General features: G+C 69.5%; 8 protein-coding genes. 5 read left to right on the top strand and 3 right to left on the bottom strand.

The window, feature by feature from the left end; translation table 11 throughout:
• Positions 1-78: 78 nt before the first annotated feature.
• The 3 genes from fbaA to ACIPVK_RS09830 all read left to right on the top strand — a co-directional run bounded on the left by fbaA (position 79) and on the right by ACIPVK_RS09830 (position 3,597).
• Positions 79-1,101 (top strand): class II fructose-bisphosphate aldolase, encoded by a 1,023-nt coding sequence (gene fbaA / locus ACIPVK_RS09840; protein WP_407611797.1) that lies wholly within the window; start codon positions 79-81, stop codon positions 1,099-1,101.
• A gap of 2 nt (positions 1,102-1,103) precedes the next feature.
• Positions 1,104-1,523, top strand: coding sequence for a DUF3151 domain-containing protein (locus tag ACIPVK_RS09835; RefSeq protein ID WP_407611796.1), 420 nt, complete (start codon positions 1,104-1,106; stop codon positions 1,521-1,523).
• Between the two features lie 100 nt (positions 1,524-1,623).
• Positions 1,624-3,597 (top strand): serine/threonine-protein kinase, encoded by a 1,974-nt coding sequence (locus ACIPVK_RS09830; protein ID WP_407611795.1) that lies wholly within the window; start codon positions 1,624-1,626, stop codon positions 3,595-3,597.
• A 23-nt stretch (positions 3,598-3,620) separates the two neighbouring features.
• On the opposite strand, the gene ACIPVK_RS09825 is transcribed toward ACIPVK_RS09830, so the two are convergent.
• The 3 genes from ACIPVK_RS09825 to ACIPVK_RS09815 are packed head-to-tail and all read right to left on the bottom strand — an operon-like array spanning position 3,621 to position 12,245.
• The gene (locus tag ACIPVK_RS09825; RefSeq protein ID WP_407611794.1) at positions 3,621-7,931 is read right to left on the bottom strand and encodes an FtsK/SpoIIIE domain-containing protein; all 4,311 of its coding nucleotides are present in this window, start codon (positions 7,929-7,931) and stop codon (positions 3,621-3,623) included.
• A gap of 31 nt (positions 7,932-7,962) precedes the next feature.
• Positions 7,963-9,297 (bottom strand): hypothetical protein, encoded by a 1,335-nt coding sequence (locus ACIPVK_RS09820; protein ID WP_407611793.1) that lies wholly within the window; start codon positions 9,295-9,297, stop codon positions 7,963-7,965.
• Positions 9,294-12,245, bottom strand: coding sequence for a hypothetical protein (locus tag ACIPVK_RS09815; RefSeq protein ID WP_407611792.1), 2,952 nt, complete (start codon positions 12,243-12,245; stop codon positions 9,294-9,296). The genes ACIPVK_RS09820 and ACIPVK_RS09815 overlap by 4 nt, the downstream gene beginning before the upstream one ends.
• Positions 12,246-13,025: 780 nt before the next feature.
• On the opposite strand from ACIPVK_RS09815, the gene ACIPVK_RS09810 reads away from it, so the two are divergent.
• Together ACIPVK_RS09810 and ACIPVK_RS09805 are read left to right on the top strand one after the other, a co-directional pair.
• Positions 13,026-13,307, top strand: a complete 282-nt coding sequence (locus ACIPVK_RS09810) for a pyrophosphorylase (protein WP_071214649.1) — start codon at positions 13,026-13,028, stop codon at positions 13,305-13,307.
• A gap of 152 nt (positions 13,308-13,459) precedes the next feature.
• Positions 13,460-15,162, top strand: a 1,703-nt coding sequence (locus ACIPVK_RS09805; protein ID WP_407611791.1) for a DUF6531 domain-containing protein, incomplete at its 3' end; no start/stop codon positions are given.

The following is a 15,162-nucleotide window of genomic DNA, read 5'->3' as shown; positions in this document are numbered from 1 at the left end:
TCCAGCACACATGTAGATAGGATGGAGGCAGCCAACGAGGTCTACTCCCCACAATTCCTTATCTACACAGGAGTCAGTATGCCCATCGCAACCCCGGAACAGTACAACGCCATGATTGATTCTGCGAAGGCCGGCGGCTACGCCTTCCCCGCAGTCAACGTGACGTCGTCGCAAACCCTGAACGCTGCCATTCGCGGCTTCGCGGAAGCCGAATCCGACGGAATCATTCAGGTGTCCACCGGTGGCGCAGCCTACTGGTCGGGTGCCTCCGTCAAGAACATGGTCACCGGTTCGCTGGCCTTCGCCGCCTTCGCGCGCGAAGTAGCCAAGAGCTACGGCGTGAACATCGCCCTGCACACCGACCACTGCCCGGCCGACAAGCTCGACGAATTCGTGCTGCCGTTGCTGGCCGCCTCGGAGGCAGAGGTCGCCGCCGGCCGCAACCCGTACTTCAACTCGCACATGTGGGACGGCTCCGCCGAGACCCTTGAAGAGAACCTGCGCATCGCCGCGGAACTGCTGCCGCGCACCGCCGCAGCCAAGCAGATCCTCGAGGTCGAGATCGGCGCCGTGGGCGGCGAAGAAGACGGCGTGGAGAACGCCATCAACGACAAGCTCTACTCGACGGTCGAAGACGCACTGGCCACCGTTGCTGCGCTGGGATCCGGCGAAAACGGCCGCTACATCACCGCGCTGACCTTCGGCAACGTGCACGGCGTCTACAAGCCGGGCAACGTAAAGCTGCGTCCGGAGATCCTCAAGGACATCCAGGCACAGGTCGGTGCCAAGCTCGGCAAGGCCAACCCGTTCGACCTGGTCTTCCACGGCGGCTCGGGTTCCTCGGACAAGGAGATCGCCGACGCGGTGTCCTACGGCGTCATCAAGATGAACATCGACACCGACACCCAGTACGCCTTCACCCGCCCGGTGGCAGGCCACATGCTCTCCAACTACGACGGCGTGCTGAAGATCGACGGCGAGGTCGGCAACAAGAAGACCTACGACCCGCGCGTCTGGGGTGCGGCAGCCGAAGCGTCGATGGCCGCCCGCATCGTCGAGGCAGCCAACCAGCTCGGTTCCGCCGGAAAGGCGCTGAAGTAACCATGGCAGATCTTGGAGCAAACCTCCTCGGCATCCCCGCAACGCTGTTGCCGGAGGAAACCGAGGTCAAGGCGCGGCTGGAAGCCGGAGACGAAGCGGTGGACATTGCCGCGGCCTTCCCGGCATCCTCGCTGGGCTGGGCACTGCTGGCCGACGAGGCACACGCCGAGGGCCGCACCGTGGAGTCCTACGCCTACTCCCGCGTGGGCTACCACCGCGGACTGGACGCCCTGCGCAAGGCCGGCTGGCGCGGACAGGGTCCGGTGCCCTGGGCACACGAGCCCAACCGCGGCTTCCTGCGTTCGCTCTACGCTCTGCAGCGCGCCGCCGCTGCCATCGGCGAGGCCGAGGAAGTCGAGCGCATTGGCCGCTTCCTCAACGACTCCGATCCGCTCGCGGCCGCAGCGCTCGAAGCCGAGTAATCCCGCCGGGCCCTGGAAGGGCCCTGCTGGCAATTGTTCGTGCCGACCTTTTGGTCCGGCACGAACAATTGCTGCTTAACCAAGGAGCAGGCAAAGAAGAATGGCAAACGTGCAGCCCGGTGACGCGCTCGGCGCCTCCTATCGCTTCATCGAGCCCATCGGCTCCGGTGCGGTAGGCGAGGTATGGCGGGTCAGCGCGATCTCGGGCGGTCCCGACCTCGCGGCCAAGGTGCTGCGCCCGGAACACGCGCATGACCCCGCCCTCGTTGAACGCTTCGTGAAGGAACGCTCCGTGCTGCTGGGGTTGCGGCACCCGAACATCGTCGCGGTCAGGGACCTCGTGGTCGAGGGTGAACGCCTGGCCATCCTCATGGACCTGGTGCCGGGCGGGTCGCTGCGCGAGATGCTCGAGGAGCGCCGCACACTGCCCGCCGCCGACGCCCTGGGAATCTGCGCCGAGATGCTCGACGCCATCGCATACGCGCACACCCACAACACCACGCACCGGGACATCAAGCCCGACAACGTGCTGCTTGCCGAGCCCTGGAAACCGGGACTCGCCAACGCCGTGCGGGTTTCCGACTTCGGCATCGCCTCGGTCGTGCACGAAAGGGCCAGGCACACCACCGGGCTGGTGGGCACCCCCGCCTACATGCCGCCCGAACTGCTCAGCGCCGGCGAGGTCGGGCCCGCCGCGGACCTCTACGCCACCGGCATCATGCTCTACGAGCTGCTCTCCGGGCGGACCCCGTTCTCCGGCACCGGCACCGACTTCACCCTCGCCTACCGCCACGTGACCACCATTCCGCCGCGGCTGGCGGTGCCCGACGCACTGTGGGAGGCGGTCGAATCGCTGCTGGGCAAGGACCCGCGCCAGCGGCCGGGCGCCCCGGAGGCCGCCGCGCTGTTGCGCCGCCTGGCGTCCCGGTTCTCCGAACTGCCGGCCCTGCCCGTTGCCGTAGGGCCCGAGACGTTTGAACCCCTCGAGCGTCCGGTGACCGTGCTGCGCGGCGCGGCGGCGCAGCCGGAACCCGGGCCGGCGCCCGATGCCCCTTCAAGTTCCGCGGATACCGCTCTGCCCGACCTGGGCCAGGCGGGCCAGCACACCGTGGTGCGCTCGATGCCCCGGCCCGAGCAGCGGCCCCGAACCCAGCCGGCACCCGTTCCCGCACGCGCCGGCTGGCGGCCGGAGTGGCTGTCCGGCAAGGCCATCGCCCTGATCGCCGGTGGACTCGTGGCGGCCATTGCCATCGTCGTGGGGGCCGTGGCGCTCGCGAAGCCCGACGCCCCGGCCGCGGCGCCGGCCGCCGATTCCACCGCGAGCCAGCAGGACGCCCCGCTGCCCAGCGGGCTGTCGGTCAGCCGCAGCGCCCAATACGACGCGCAGGCCCACGAGGTGCGACTGACCATCACCTACGCCGCGCAGAAGGCGCCGCTGGCCGGTCCCTTCCTCGAGGTGCTTCCAGGGGCCTCCGCATCCGCCTCCTGCCCGCCGGCGACCTGGGAGCAGGTCGAGGCAACACGCAACCAGCCGAGCCTGACGGGCATTTCCGCCGAATGCGGCTGGAGCCTGGCCGGGATCACCGTCCCGGCCAAGGGCAGCGTGAGCGCCAGCGCGAAGATCCCCGTGGAGCTGGCGGGGGCGGACGCCCTGGAGCAATGGCTTGAAGGTGCGGCCGCCGCAACCACCGCCGCGGTGTCGGACCCGGCGGCAGGCGGCTCGGCGTACCCGGTGCAGCGCCTGCGCGACATCCAGGTCACCACCCCGGCGCGCACCGTGAGCCAGACGGCGCTTCCGGTCACCCTGGTGCCGGTGTGGCCCGGCGGGCCGGATGTGCTCAACCCGCTGTACGCCTCGCCGTCCAAGGGCAAGGCCTCGGCGATGCTCGCCGCGGTGGCCGGCGGCGAGAAGGGCGTGCGCTTCTCCGACGGCTGCTCAGGTTCCCTGGCGGTCTCGGCCGACGGGCTCGTGGTCACGGCGCTTTCGGTCTCCCCGAGCTGCGTCCTGCGGGCCGGGGTCGGCAACTTCACCGACCTGGCCAGCGACCCGTTTTCCATCACCACCCGCGAGTAGTCCGCCGCCTCAACCCCGGCGACTCAGGCGCCGGGTGCCGCGCCCGGGCCCACGGACTGGATGAAGGCCGATGCCCCGCCGACGCAGAGGTAGCCGCGGCCGGGGGTGACCGCCACCGGCGCGCGGCGCGGCAGGGTCACGCCCAGCAACTCGCCGTCGTAGTCGACGTCGGGGACCAGCAGCACCCCGCAGCGCGACTTGCGCAGCGTCTTGGTCCAGTGCGCATACAGCCCCCGCAGGTCCGCGGAGCGGCCCGCGGCGATCACGCAGACCTGCTGGCCGGAGGACAAGAGGTTGGCCAGGGACTGGTCCGAATCCTCGAAGCGCTCGGCGTCGTCGATGAGCAGCACCACCGGCCCGCGCTCGAGCCGGATCGAGGCCAGCAGCGCCGGCAGGTCCTCCGGTCCCACCGCCACCCGGTCCAGGTCCGCGGTCGCCAGCGGGGAGCGCCTGTCGCAGGCGCCCCAGACGGCCACCGGTTTCCCGTCCGCGGCGGCCGCGGCGCGGATCGATTCGGCCAGGCCCAGCAGCAGCGTCGACTTGCCCGAGCGCGCGGGCCCGGAGACGAGCACGTGCTCGCCCTCGTAGACCTCCAGCACGCCCGGGGCCAGGTCCTCCTCGCGCAACCCGACCGGGAAGCGCCACGGTTCGGCGTCCAGCTGCGCCGGAACGCCGAGTTCGGCCACGGTGAGTTCCTCGGGCAGCCTGCCGATGGCCGCGGGCTTGGGTTCGGCCTCCGGCCAGCGCGCGGCCACGGTGGCCACCGCGGCCGCCAGGTCGGTGGCGGGGGTGGCGATGTGCATCTGGCGCAGCGACCCGGCATCCACGCAGCGCCCGGGGACGGCGGCGGGGATGTTGGACCCGCGCACGCCCAATGCCGAATAGTCGTAGGGGTCCGCCAGCCGGTAGAGCCACTTCTGGATGGTGACCTCGTCGATGGCCGAGGGCACCGCCTTGGCGCGGGTCGTGGACACGGCAAAGTACAGCCCCAGGGCCGGTCCGTCGGCGTACGCCCGGTTCAGCGCGTCCAGCAGCCCCTGCCCGTCGTAGTCCTGGAACTCGTCGCGCAGCGTGGCCAGCCCGTCGATGAGCACCAGTGTTTCGCGGCGCAGGGCGGGATCAGCGCGTCGGCGGGCCAGCTCGGTGCGCAGGTGGCGCAGGAAGCGGGCCTGCTGCTCCCGGGCTCCCGGGCCGGTGCCCACGTAGGCGCAGGTGTGCGGCAGGGACGCAAGCGGGGCCAGGGCGCGGGAGCCGAGGTCCAGCACCAGCAGGTCCAGCTCCTTCGGGTCCCTGGCGGCCGCGGCGGCCAGGGCCAGGGAGGCCAGCGTGGTGCTGGTGCCGGAACCTGCGATGCCCAGCAGCAGCAGGTTTCCCTGGGCCAGGTTCCAGCCTGCCGGGGACTGGCGCTGGGCCTCCGGCTCGTCCTTCAGTGCCACCTCGATGCAGCGCCCGCGCACCGCGCCCACCTCCGGAATCCCGGAGGCCCGGTGGGCAGGGCCGGTGCCGGAACTTTCGGCATCGGCGAAGCCGGAAAGCTGGACGCGTTCGCCCAGCGCCACGGGCCAGACCGGGCGCGGCACCCCGAAGCCCGCCGCCTGGTGGGCCTCGGTGATGGCAACGATGAGCTCGTCCAGGTCGCTGGCGTCGGATTCTGTGCCCGGGGCCGGGGGGCGCGGCGGCACCGGGGTCCCGAAGTGCCCGACCTCGTCGAGCACCAGCTCGGTGGCGGCCGACCGCGACGCGCGCCCGGTGACCAGCGCGGTCTGCACCGGGGTGATCTCGTCCTGCCCCAGCTTGATGTAGGCCCGCCCGGTCTGCGCACGGGTGATGCCCGCGGCCGCCGGCACGCCGATGACGTTGGAGGAGTCGTCGCGGCTTTGCACGCGCAGCGCCACGCGCAGGTTGGTGTTGGCCAGGATGTCGTCGTTGACCACGCCGGCGGGGCGCTGGGTGGCCAGGATCATGTGCACGCCCAGGGTTCGGCCGACCGCGGCGACGGAGACCAGCGAGGAGAGCACCTCGGGGAAGTCCTTGGCCAGCATCGCGAACTCGTCGACCACCAGCAGCAGCCGCGGCATGGGCTCTTCCGGGTTCGTGGCCAGGTAGGCGTCGAGGTTGTCGATGTCCTCCCCGGCGGCGGCGAAGACGCGCTGGCGCCGGGCCATTTCCGCCTCGAGGGAGCGCAGCGCCCGGTCGGCCAGCTGCTCGTCGAGGTTGGAGATGGTGCCGATGGTGTGCGGCAGCGCCTCGCAGGCGGCGAACGCGGCCCCGCCCTTGAAGTCGATGAGGATGAAGTTCAGCCGGGTGGCGTCGTTGCGGGCGGCCAGCCCGGCGACCAGCGAGCGCAGGAACTCGCTCTTGCCCGAGCCCGTGGTGCCGCCGACCAGCCCGTGCGGCCCGTCCTTGACCAAATCCAGGGACATCGGCCCGGACTCGGAGGTGCCGATCGGGGCGGAGAAGCCCTTGGCCTTGGCCCACCCGGCGCGGATCGAGGCCGCGTCGGGGGCTGGCATGCCCGGCAACTCGGGCAGGCGCACCAGGGAGGGCAGGGCGGCGCCTGGCACCACCAGCTCGGGGTCGTCGAAGCGCGCCAGGTCCATGGCGCAGCGCTCGGCGGCCTCGATGCCGATGCCGGCCAGCACCACGTCGCCCACGTTCGTGAGCTCGCCGAGGTCGTGCACGGATGCCGCGGCGTCCGCGCCGACCGTGATGACGGTGGTGCAGGAGGCCGGCAGCTGCTGCTCGGAGGCGGCGATCACGATGCCCGCCACCCTCGGTCCCTGCCCCGGGCCGCGGACCCCGAGGCCGGGGACGGAGCGGCCGTGGCCCAGCAGCTCGCGCGCCGGGGCGTCGCGGCCCTCGGTGAGCACCTCGGAATCGAGCACCAGCAGCGTGGTGCCTCCGGTGGAATCGTCGGTTCCCTCACGCAGGGCCCGCAGCAGGGCGGCGCTGCGCCGCCGGTCATCCGAGAGCCAGCGTTCGGTGGTGCCGGTGCCCAGCCGGCGGGTGTGCGGCAGCCAGGAGGCCCAGGCCCATTGGTCGTGGCGCCCGCGGTCGCAGAACACCGCGATGGACAAATCCGCGGGCCCGGCGTGCACCGCGGCCTGGGTGAGCAGCGAGCGGGCCAGGGCCAGGGCCCCGGCGCGGTCCCCGACGATGCCCACGACGCCGGCGTCGGTGAGGTCCACCAGCACCGGTGCCGCGGGAATCCGGCTGTTCTCCAGGGCCTCGCGCACCAGGCGGTCGGGCACGGGGGCGGAGCGGTCATCGAGCTTCGGGGCCCAGGGCACGTCGCCGATCCCGGCGTTCAGTGCCAGGAAGCCCGCCGAGCCGCTCCTGCGCTGCCACAGCCCGGTGGTGGGCAGCGCGGCGATGCGCATGGCGGTGGCGGGGTCGGGGATTTCGCTGTGGCGGCGCGTGGCCTGCACGGCCGCCGCCTGCCCGACCTCGGTGGCGAAGTCGGCCAGGGCCGCGGTGAACCGCTCGTCTTCTTCCTTGAGGTTCTTGGTGCGGCGGTGCTTCTGCTCGAACCACATGCCCACGGCCATGACCGGGCTCAGCGCGGCGAACATGGCGAAGCGGGCATCTCCCAGCATCATCACCATGGCCCCGGCCAGCAGCAGCGGGGCGAGCACGGTGATGTAGCTGAACTTGGAGGCCGGCGGGACGTCCTTGCGCACCGGCGGGGACAGCGGGTCGGGTTCCGGCGGGTTTCCGGGGCGCGGGGGCCGGTTGAAGGGCGCGGTGCGCGCGGGGGTGAGGTTGTGCAGCGACCCGGGTTCCGGGGCGCGGTTCTCCACCAGGGCCTCGCGCAGCAGCACCGTGGTCCCGCCCATGACCAGGATGGCGCCGGAGGTGACCAGCACGCCCTCTTGGCCCACCGGTTCCCCGGCGAGCAGCGTGCCGTTGGTGGAGCCGGAGTCGCGGACCCGCACGCCGCCGTCCTCGAGTTCGAGGCTGGCGTGGTTCCAGGAGGCGCTTTCGGTCTCCAGCACCAGGTCCGCCTGCGGGGAACGGCCGATGACCAGCGGCCGGTGGGCGGGAAGTTCGATGACTTCCCCGGCATCCAGGCCGCCGGAGACGGTGGCGCTCCAGCCGCGCACCGACACCGGGCGCGGGCGCGGGATGAGCGATATGGTGCTGCCCTCCAGCAGCAACAGCTCCTCCAGCGGGGTGTCGGCGGGCACCGCGGCGGTGTCCACGTACAGCGTGGAGCCCGGCGCGGGGGAGCTGGCCCCGGCGGCGGCGACCAGTTGCGCGAGCGTCGTGCCGGGAGCGAAGCTGCCCAGCTCCCGGTCGAGTCGCTGGCCATCCAGCCGGATCAGCACGCGCACCGCGCGCTCCTTTCGTCGTTGGGGCGGGGTATCAGTCGGAGGCGGGGCGCGCGAACCAGGACGCGGTCGCGCCGTCCCCGGATCCCTGCGGGCGCAGGCCCAGGTCCTGGGCCGAGAAGTGCAGCACCACCGGTTCCCCGCCCATGGCATCTTCCCGGGTGAAGTCCAATTCAGGCCCGGCGATGCCGTCGGCGGGGCCCAGCTTCAGCGTACCGAGTTCCTTGGCCACCTTGGCCGGATCGTTGCTGCCGGCGGTTGACACCGCACGCACCAGGGCCACCACGGCATCGTGGCTGCGCGAGTCGGCGGCGTTCGCGACCTCGCTGAAGGCCATGTCGCCGGTGAGGTTCTTGGCCTCCTTGTCTTGCGCCAGGACCCGCAGGCCGGCCAGGAACCCGGACATGGCCCGGCCGGAGTCGTCGGGGCGCAGGGCCGCGGCGTCCCCGGCGTCGGCGCCCACGGTGGACAGCCGGCCGGAGGCGGTGCCGCCGGCCTGGGCGAGGCCGGAGGAGAACGCGGGGCTCGTGGCCCCGGGCGTGAGCACGACGGGGACCGTGACGTTGGCGGATTGCAGGGCGTGGACGACGGTTGCCTGCTGCGTCGGGTTGCCGGAGAGCAGGATGGCGTCGACGGGGTTGGCCACCGGGGCGCGCCCCGGCGTGCCGTCGGACTTGTCGGGTTCCGCCACCCCGGTGCGGCGGGCGACGTCCGCCGCCAGCGCTTCCGGATCGGCACCCGGTTCGAAGGAGACGCTCGTGTTGACGGCCACGGATTCCGGGGCTCCGCCTCCGGCGTCGATGAGCAGCGGAAGCTTCGCACCAGCAAGGGCGGCGGTCAGCGCCTGGGACACCTGGGCCTCGGTCGGCGCGATGCGCCAGGAGGCGCCGTCGGCTTCAACCGTTCCGGCGTAGTAGGGCAGAACGACCGGGATCCCGGCCTCGGCGGCGGCCTCGAGCGCGCCGTCCACCTGCTGGCCGTCGGTGGCCACGATGATTCCGGCAACGCCCTCGGAGGCCAGCTTCGCAACGGCCTTGCGGGCGCCCTCGGCGGTGCCGCGGTCATCCGCGGTGGACAGGGCGATGGGCGTGCCCGCCAGGGAGAAGCGGTGCGCGGCGACCGCCGCGCCCTGGGCCGCGTCCTTCCATGCCGCGCCGGACCCGGAACCGAGCGTCACCACGACGCCGATCTTGGTCTCGGCAGGGACGTTGGCGGCGGTGAGCGCCACCGGGACGCTTGCCTCCACGGGATCGCCGATGGCCGCGTCGGAGGGCCGGAACAGGAAGACCGCAAGGGCGATGACCGCGGCCACTGCCACGACAACCACCCCGCCGGACATGAGGCCGCGTCGGGTGACGAAACGGTTCACTTGGCACTTCCCAGACGGAACGAATACAGCGTCTGCGTCGCGGCGCCCGCCGGCACCTCGAGGTGGAAGGTGGGCAGCGCCGACACCGCCTCGAGCGAGGCCTTGAACTGTGCCTGGCGCAGCAGGATCCCGGCGACGTCCTCGGCCCGCACGTTGGCGTAGCCCTGGGCGTTCTTGGTGGCCAGCGCCAGCTGGTAGTCGGCCGTGTCTGCCTTGGCGGCACTGGTGGCCATCGATCCGAGCAGGCCGGACCCGTTGACCTTGCGGTCGCCCAAATCGAGCATTACCTTGGACAGGCCCGCTGCCAGGAGCTTCGAGGCGCCTTCGACGTCCCGCGTCGAGGCCCCGGTGCTCTGCGCGATGCTCTCGAGCGAGGCGGCGGTCTGCTTGCTGACCGCTTCGGTCAAGCCTGCATCCTGCTCGGCAAGCTCCGCATGCTGCTTGTCAACCGTGGTCTTGGCGTTGGCCTCGACGTCGGCGGCAGTGGCGGACAGGCCGGCCACCGAGCGGTCGAAGGCCTTCACGACTGCGTCGCTGCCCTCGGCACCCTGTGCGGAAACGACGCGGATCTGGCTGTTGATCAGCGCTGTGACTTCCTCGGTCATGGCACTCTGGGTGTCCGCGAAGGCATTTTCGATGCTGGTTCCGAGGCTGTCCTGCTGCTCTTGCAGGGTCAGCAGTGCCGCACCCATGGAGTCACGGCTTGCCTTGGCCTCCTCGACACGCCTGCGCAGGTCGTCAATGGCGCCCTTGAGGCTACCGCCGCCGGTGACGCTGGTTTCCAGCGCGTCGACACTATTATCGATCGCATCGAGGCTCGCCTTGGCGGCCTCGATTTTTGCCTTGATGGGTTCATCGGAGACCTTGATGGGGTCACCGGAGTCGGGGTCCGTGGTCGCCGAGGCCACGTCTTTCCATGCCGCAGTCTGTTCAGAGGCTCGCTCGTTCCAGAAATCGGCACGTTCCGTGACCTGTTCGCTCCAGGTATTTTTCCGGTCCGTGGCCTGGTCGGCCAGCTCGTCGCGCTGGGTCTCCAAGCGCTCGTCCAATGGAGCAGGGTAACCCGTCGGTGCCTTGAGTTCGCCAGATGTCCCGGATTCGCTGTCATCCGCGACAGGGCACGGAGTCGCCGTCAAGTACGCGCGAAGGTCATTGATCTCCCGTCGGGTGGGTTTGTTGTTGTCTACGGGAAGCAGAGACCGACTGCCGACCGGCTCCGGTTTTTCAGCCTCTGTATCATCTTCTTCAATCAGATTGCACAGCTTGGCGGCAAGCTCAGCGCTCTGCTCGACCATGGAGTCGAGTTCGTTCTCGCTTTCAACCGGAGCGACTTCATCCGGACCGCCATCCCAGCCTTCGACAAGCTTGACTGTTTCAAGGGCGATCTTGTGGATCTTATTGATCCGGGTCTGCTCGGTCTTGATCAAGGCATCGACTTCTTCGTCCACGGCGTCGAGCGGCGCGTAGGCGTCCTCGACCGAAGTTCTCAGGGCCGCAATGGAGTCCTTGGCGGCTTGGTCCTTGTTGGCCTCGCCCTTGGCCGAAGCCTCGTCCAGCGCCTGGACCTGGGTAGAAAGCTCATCGATTCCATCGGAAAGGATCCGGTGCTGGGCCCGCGCGCCGGTGATGACCTCGGGCTGAAGAGTGGCAACCAGCTTGTCGCCCTGGTCCACGAGCTGGATCAGTGCGCCGGTCACGGTGATTGCGGAGGCCTGGAATGCACAGGTCAGGGACGGCTCGGTGCAGGTCTCCGCATTGGGCTGGGCGGGACCCACAGTCTTCTGCAGGGCCGTGGCCACCTCGTCGCGGCAGCCGGCGGTCGAGCGGGCGTAGCCGTCCAGCTGGGCGGACATCAGCACGAGGCTGGAGTAGACGGTCGCGGCTTCGCCGGCGGGAGCAACGATCGCGGCGCAGCCGTTGCCCTTGATGGTCGCCCGCGGCACTGCAACCGAAGTATTGCCCAGCATGGCGTCGACGGTGTTGACGGTCTGGGAAAGCTGCGCGAGGGTCGTGGTCTCGGCGCCGGTGACGGTCGAATCCAGGTCGGTCTTTAGCGAGCCGAGTTGGTCCTTGAGCCCGCTGAGGGTTCCGGCCAGCGAATCGCTGCTCTCCTTCAGGTGCGCTGCGGTGCTCACGCCCAGGGTCTTCGAGGTGCTTTCGAGGTTTCCGCGCACATCGGTGATGGTGGAGCCCGCGCGGCTCAGCACGTCGTTGACCTCGGCGATGAGGTCGATGGTGCGACGCTGCAGGGCGAGCTCGGAGGTGGGGCTGGTGTCGAACGCGGAGGCCAGCACGCCGTCGACCGAGAGGTCGGTGGACATGCCCGGCTGCACGGCAAGATCGATGCCCGGGGTGGCGAAATCGGTGACGTCGGCGACCAGGCGCAGCGTGGTGCTGGCGCCTGTGGCCGGAGGGGCGAGGAGCGTTGCCCACTGGATGACGGTCTCGCCCTCGGGCGAGGCGCTGATGATGCCGTTGGTCCCGGTCGCACCGGAACCGGACTCGCCGACGATGCTGCCGGGGGAGACGCCGGGGAGCACCGTCGAGGCGGCGATGGTCATGGGTGCGCCCACGAGCACCGGTTCGGTGCGTGACTGGCCCGCAACGTCGAAGGTCACGTCGCGCGGGGCCACCGTCAGGTTTTCCACCGTTAACCCGATCTCGATTCGTCCGGTGTAGCCGGTGAGCTCTTCGAGATTGGTGCCGGTCTTCTCCGCAGTGCGGTACTGCATGCTCACGCGGACGGGGAGGTCGTTGGCGACCTCGCCCGGAACATAGGCGGTATCGGCGCTTGAGGATTCGCCCGTGGTGTCGTCCACGGAGATGGCGGTCCCGTTCACCGCGGAAATCGAACCGTTGGAGGCGAGGTCTACGTTCACCGACTGCAGCACGCGCGACGGCGTGCCGACGACGTTGGGTGCGTTGGTGCACGAGGTCGTGAAGGCCACAGCGGCTACCGTAAGGATCGCGCCCGCCGTGCGGACAAAGTTCGGTCTCGGTGTTCGTCGTGCGGCGTTCGTCTTGCGTGGGCGTGTGCTGTCCACTTGCTCCCCTTCGTGATTCAAATTCCTCTTGAATAATAGGCCGTAAACCGCTCGAATCGATAAACCTGCACTGTGGCGAAAGCCGATCACTGACATGTCGTTATGAAGTGCGGCCTCCAAATGCGCCGCAGCGAGCGCCCTGCGCGGATATGGCTCGGTTTATTCGGAGCCATCTATCTCATGTTGTTGGATTTTTCTTGGATTGAGCGTCGGGTCGGTGCATCTGTGCGGGAGTCCTTGGCTGGCCGCATGTGCGCAACCGTATCTATCGGTTCAAGGGGCGAGATTACATGGGACCTGAACAGCATTGTCAGGCCGGTTTCCGTTTGCGTGGGGCCTTCGTAGACTTTTCGCGTGGGTGATTGCTGGCAACTCTTCATGGGCAACTAACCAGCGGCTTTCGAATCCGATGGCTGCCACTGACCTTGGCTGTGCTTGTCAGCATGTGTTGACCCGAGATGAGGCGTGGGCCGATCATGCGAGAGGCACTCAGCCCTTGCCTCATCTTCAGGCCGAGTGGCCGCATCCCGTGCCGCCGGCCGGTTGTCGAATTTCCGGAGAACACGACAAATTAAAGAGCGTAGTACTTGGAGCGGGGCATTTCATCTTGTTAGAGTTATTCATGTTCGAGTCTCCTAATTGCGCATTTGCGCGGGGACATCACCAAGATTCTTGGAGGATTTCATGTCGCGTGTCCTATCAACGGAGCAGGCAAAGACTGCCATTCAGCAGATTCAGGCGATCATCAACGGTGGCTTCACCGATCAGATCAGCCAGCTGGATGCGCAGGGACGGGTCCTTTCGGACCCGAACGTGTGGGACGGCCCCCTCGCTTCCCAGTTCCGCGGTTCAACGTGGCCGGAGACCAAAGCCGCGCTCGACAAGGCCCGCACCGAGCTGGAGCAGCTGCGTGGCCAGCTGAACCAGATCTCGACGAACATTTTCACCGCGGGTGGCGGCAACTAGCAGGTCCTTGGTTAGCCCCCGTTGCCGCAGGCCATGGCGCCGCTTTGGCAGCGGGGGCGTTTTCCATTCTTCCTACCCGACGTTTCGACGGTGCCTCGGGTAGTTTTTACGGGGGACTTCTTGGTCCCGCAAAGTGATGAGGGAGTTTCTGCGTGGCCGATCTGGGCGTCTTTGAGCATGACGTTGTGTTTGACAACGGGACGGCAGACGCCCTGATCTCGGCGTTCAACCTCGCGGCGTCGAGCATCGAGGGGCAGTCCGGCTCCCGGTCCTCCTTGGTGGCGACGGCGGGCACCGAGTTCCAGGGGCACTTCTCACAGCTTTTTGCCGACAACGCACGCGTCGCGTCCGCGGACGCGACCGAGCTCGCGGCACGCCTGCGCGAGGCGGCCGACGGCGCCAGATCGCTGAAGGAAGAGGCCCGCCAGGAAAACGAGCGGCGCCGGCTGGCCAGGGAATGGAAGCAGCGCCGGGACGAACGCCAAGAAAATGCCCTCCTGAGAGGATGGGACATGGTCTTCGGCGAGGAGGATCCGCCCGTCGGGCCTCCGGCGCAGGAAGTGAGCATCCAAGCTTCGGCCCCGGTGACAGGCGTCCGGCAGACACCCGCCCCGGGCGGTGGCTCCAATGCCGGCGTATCCGCGGCGCGGCCCAGCGACCTTCGGTCCTTCGCCACGGGTTCGGCGAACCTCAATTCCGACCTTGCCGGCAGGCCCGCGGCCTTGCGCGGACACCTTGCTGACTTCGCGGCCCGCTGCAGCCATGGCTCCCTGCACGCCAACGGGGTCGTCAACGGATTCGACAAGTGGCTCGAGGCCAACGAACAAGACGTCGCCTGGGCCCTGACCATCGCCAACGCCTTCGCCGCCGCCGGCGGGGAGGGAAACGTCTCGCGGCTTGCCGACTCCTCGCTCTTGGCGGCCCTGGCCGCGCAAGGGGTCGGAGCTACCCGCCAGGACATCGCCATCGACGCGGCATTTGCCCTCGGTGCCCCTCCGACTACCGGGTATTCGAACGACCCGGTAAACACCTCCACCGGCAACTTCCTGGAAACCGAGGTGGACCTCGGATTCTCGGGGGCCGCGGCGGCGCTGGTGGCCACAAGGACCTACAACTCCCTCGACGACCGCGTGGGCGTCTTCGGACTTGGCTGGGCCTCGGTGTTCGAGACCCGCCTCGAGCTGGAGGACGAAGGCGCCTGGATGGTGCTGGCCGACGGGCGCCACCTGTGGTTCCCCCGCCGCGGCGAGGGCTGGGACCGGGCCGACGGCGAAAGTTCCTGGCTGGGCACCGAAACCCTCGATGATGTCGAACGCAGCAGGTTCGCCACTGAAGCCTCCGAGGTCCTCGTGGTGCGCGACAACGCCGGCGGCCGCCGGATGTTCACCCCGGCGGGGACCTGGCTGTCCACGGACACCGGCCCCGGCACCGCATTGCTGGTGCGCCGGGATGCCGAGGGACGCATCGCGGAGCTGGCGCATGAACGCGGCCGCTGGGTGCGCGCCGAGTTCGCGGGCGAGCGGATCGCGGTGCTTACGGCCTCGGACGGACGCCGCGTGGAGTTCGAATACGACGAGCACGGTCACTTGCTCTCGGCCTCCGGGCCGGGCGGGGTGCGCAGCTACCGCTGGAACGACGCGGGCCTGATCGAGGCGGTCACCGACGCCGCCGGCGTCGAAGAGGCCGTCAACACCTACGACGAGCACGGACGGGTGCGCACCCAGGTCTCGGCCTTCGGCCGCGTCACCCGGTTCGCCTACCTGCCCGGCCGCCTCACGGTGGTCTCCGACGCGGACGGGACCCGCTCCAACGCCTGGATCGCCGATGCCAGGGGACGGCTGGTAGGTGTCATCGA

The organism is Paeniglutamicibacter sp. MACA_103, from assembly GCF_045798555.1.
In the GTDB taxonomy this organism is placed as follows: domain Bacteria; phylum Actinomycetota; class Actinomycetes; order Actinomycetales; family Micrococcaceae; genus Paeniglutamicibacter.
This window is presented reverse-complemented; position numbering and strand designations above follow the sequence as displayed.

Excerpts from the sequence above, each read along its gene's own strand:
- ACIPVK_RS09835 (WP_407611796.1), top strand. The coding sequence starts at position 1,104 with ATGGCAGATCTTGGAGCAAACCTCCTCGGCATCCCCGCAACGCTGTTG.
- ACIPVK_RS09830 (WP_407611795.1), top strand. The coding sequence starts at position 1,624 with ATGGCAAACGTGCAGCCCGGTGACGCGCTCGGCGCCTCCTATCGCTTC.
- fbaA (WP_407611797.1), top strand. The coding sequence starts at position 79 with ATGCCCATCGCAACCCCGGAACAGTACAACGCCATGATTGATTCTGCG.
- ACIPVK_RS09810 (WP_071214649.1), top strand. The coding sequence starts at position 13,026 with ATGTCGCGTGTCCTATCAACGGAGCAGGCAAAGACTGCCATTCAGCAG.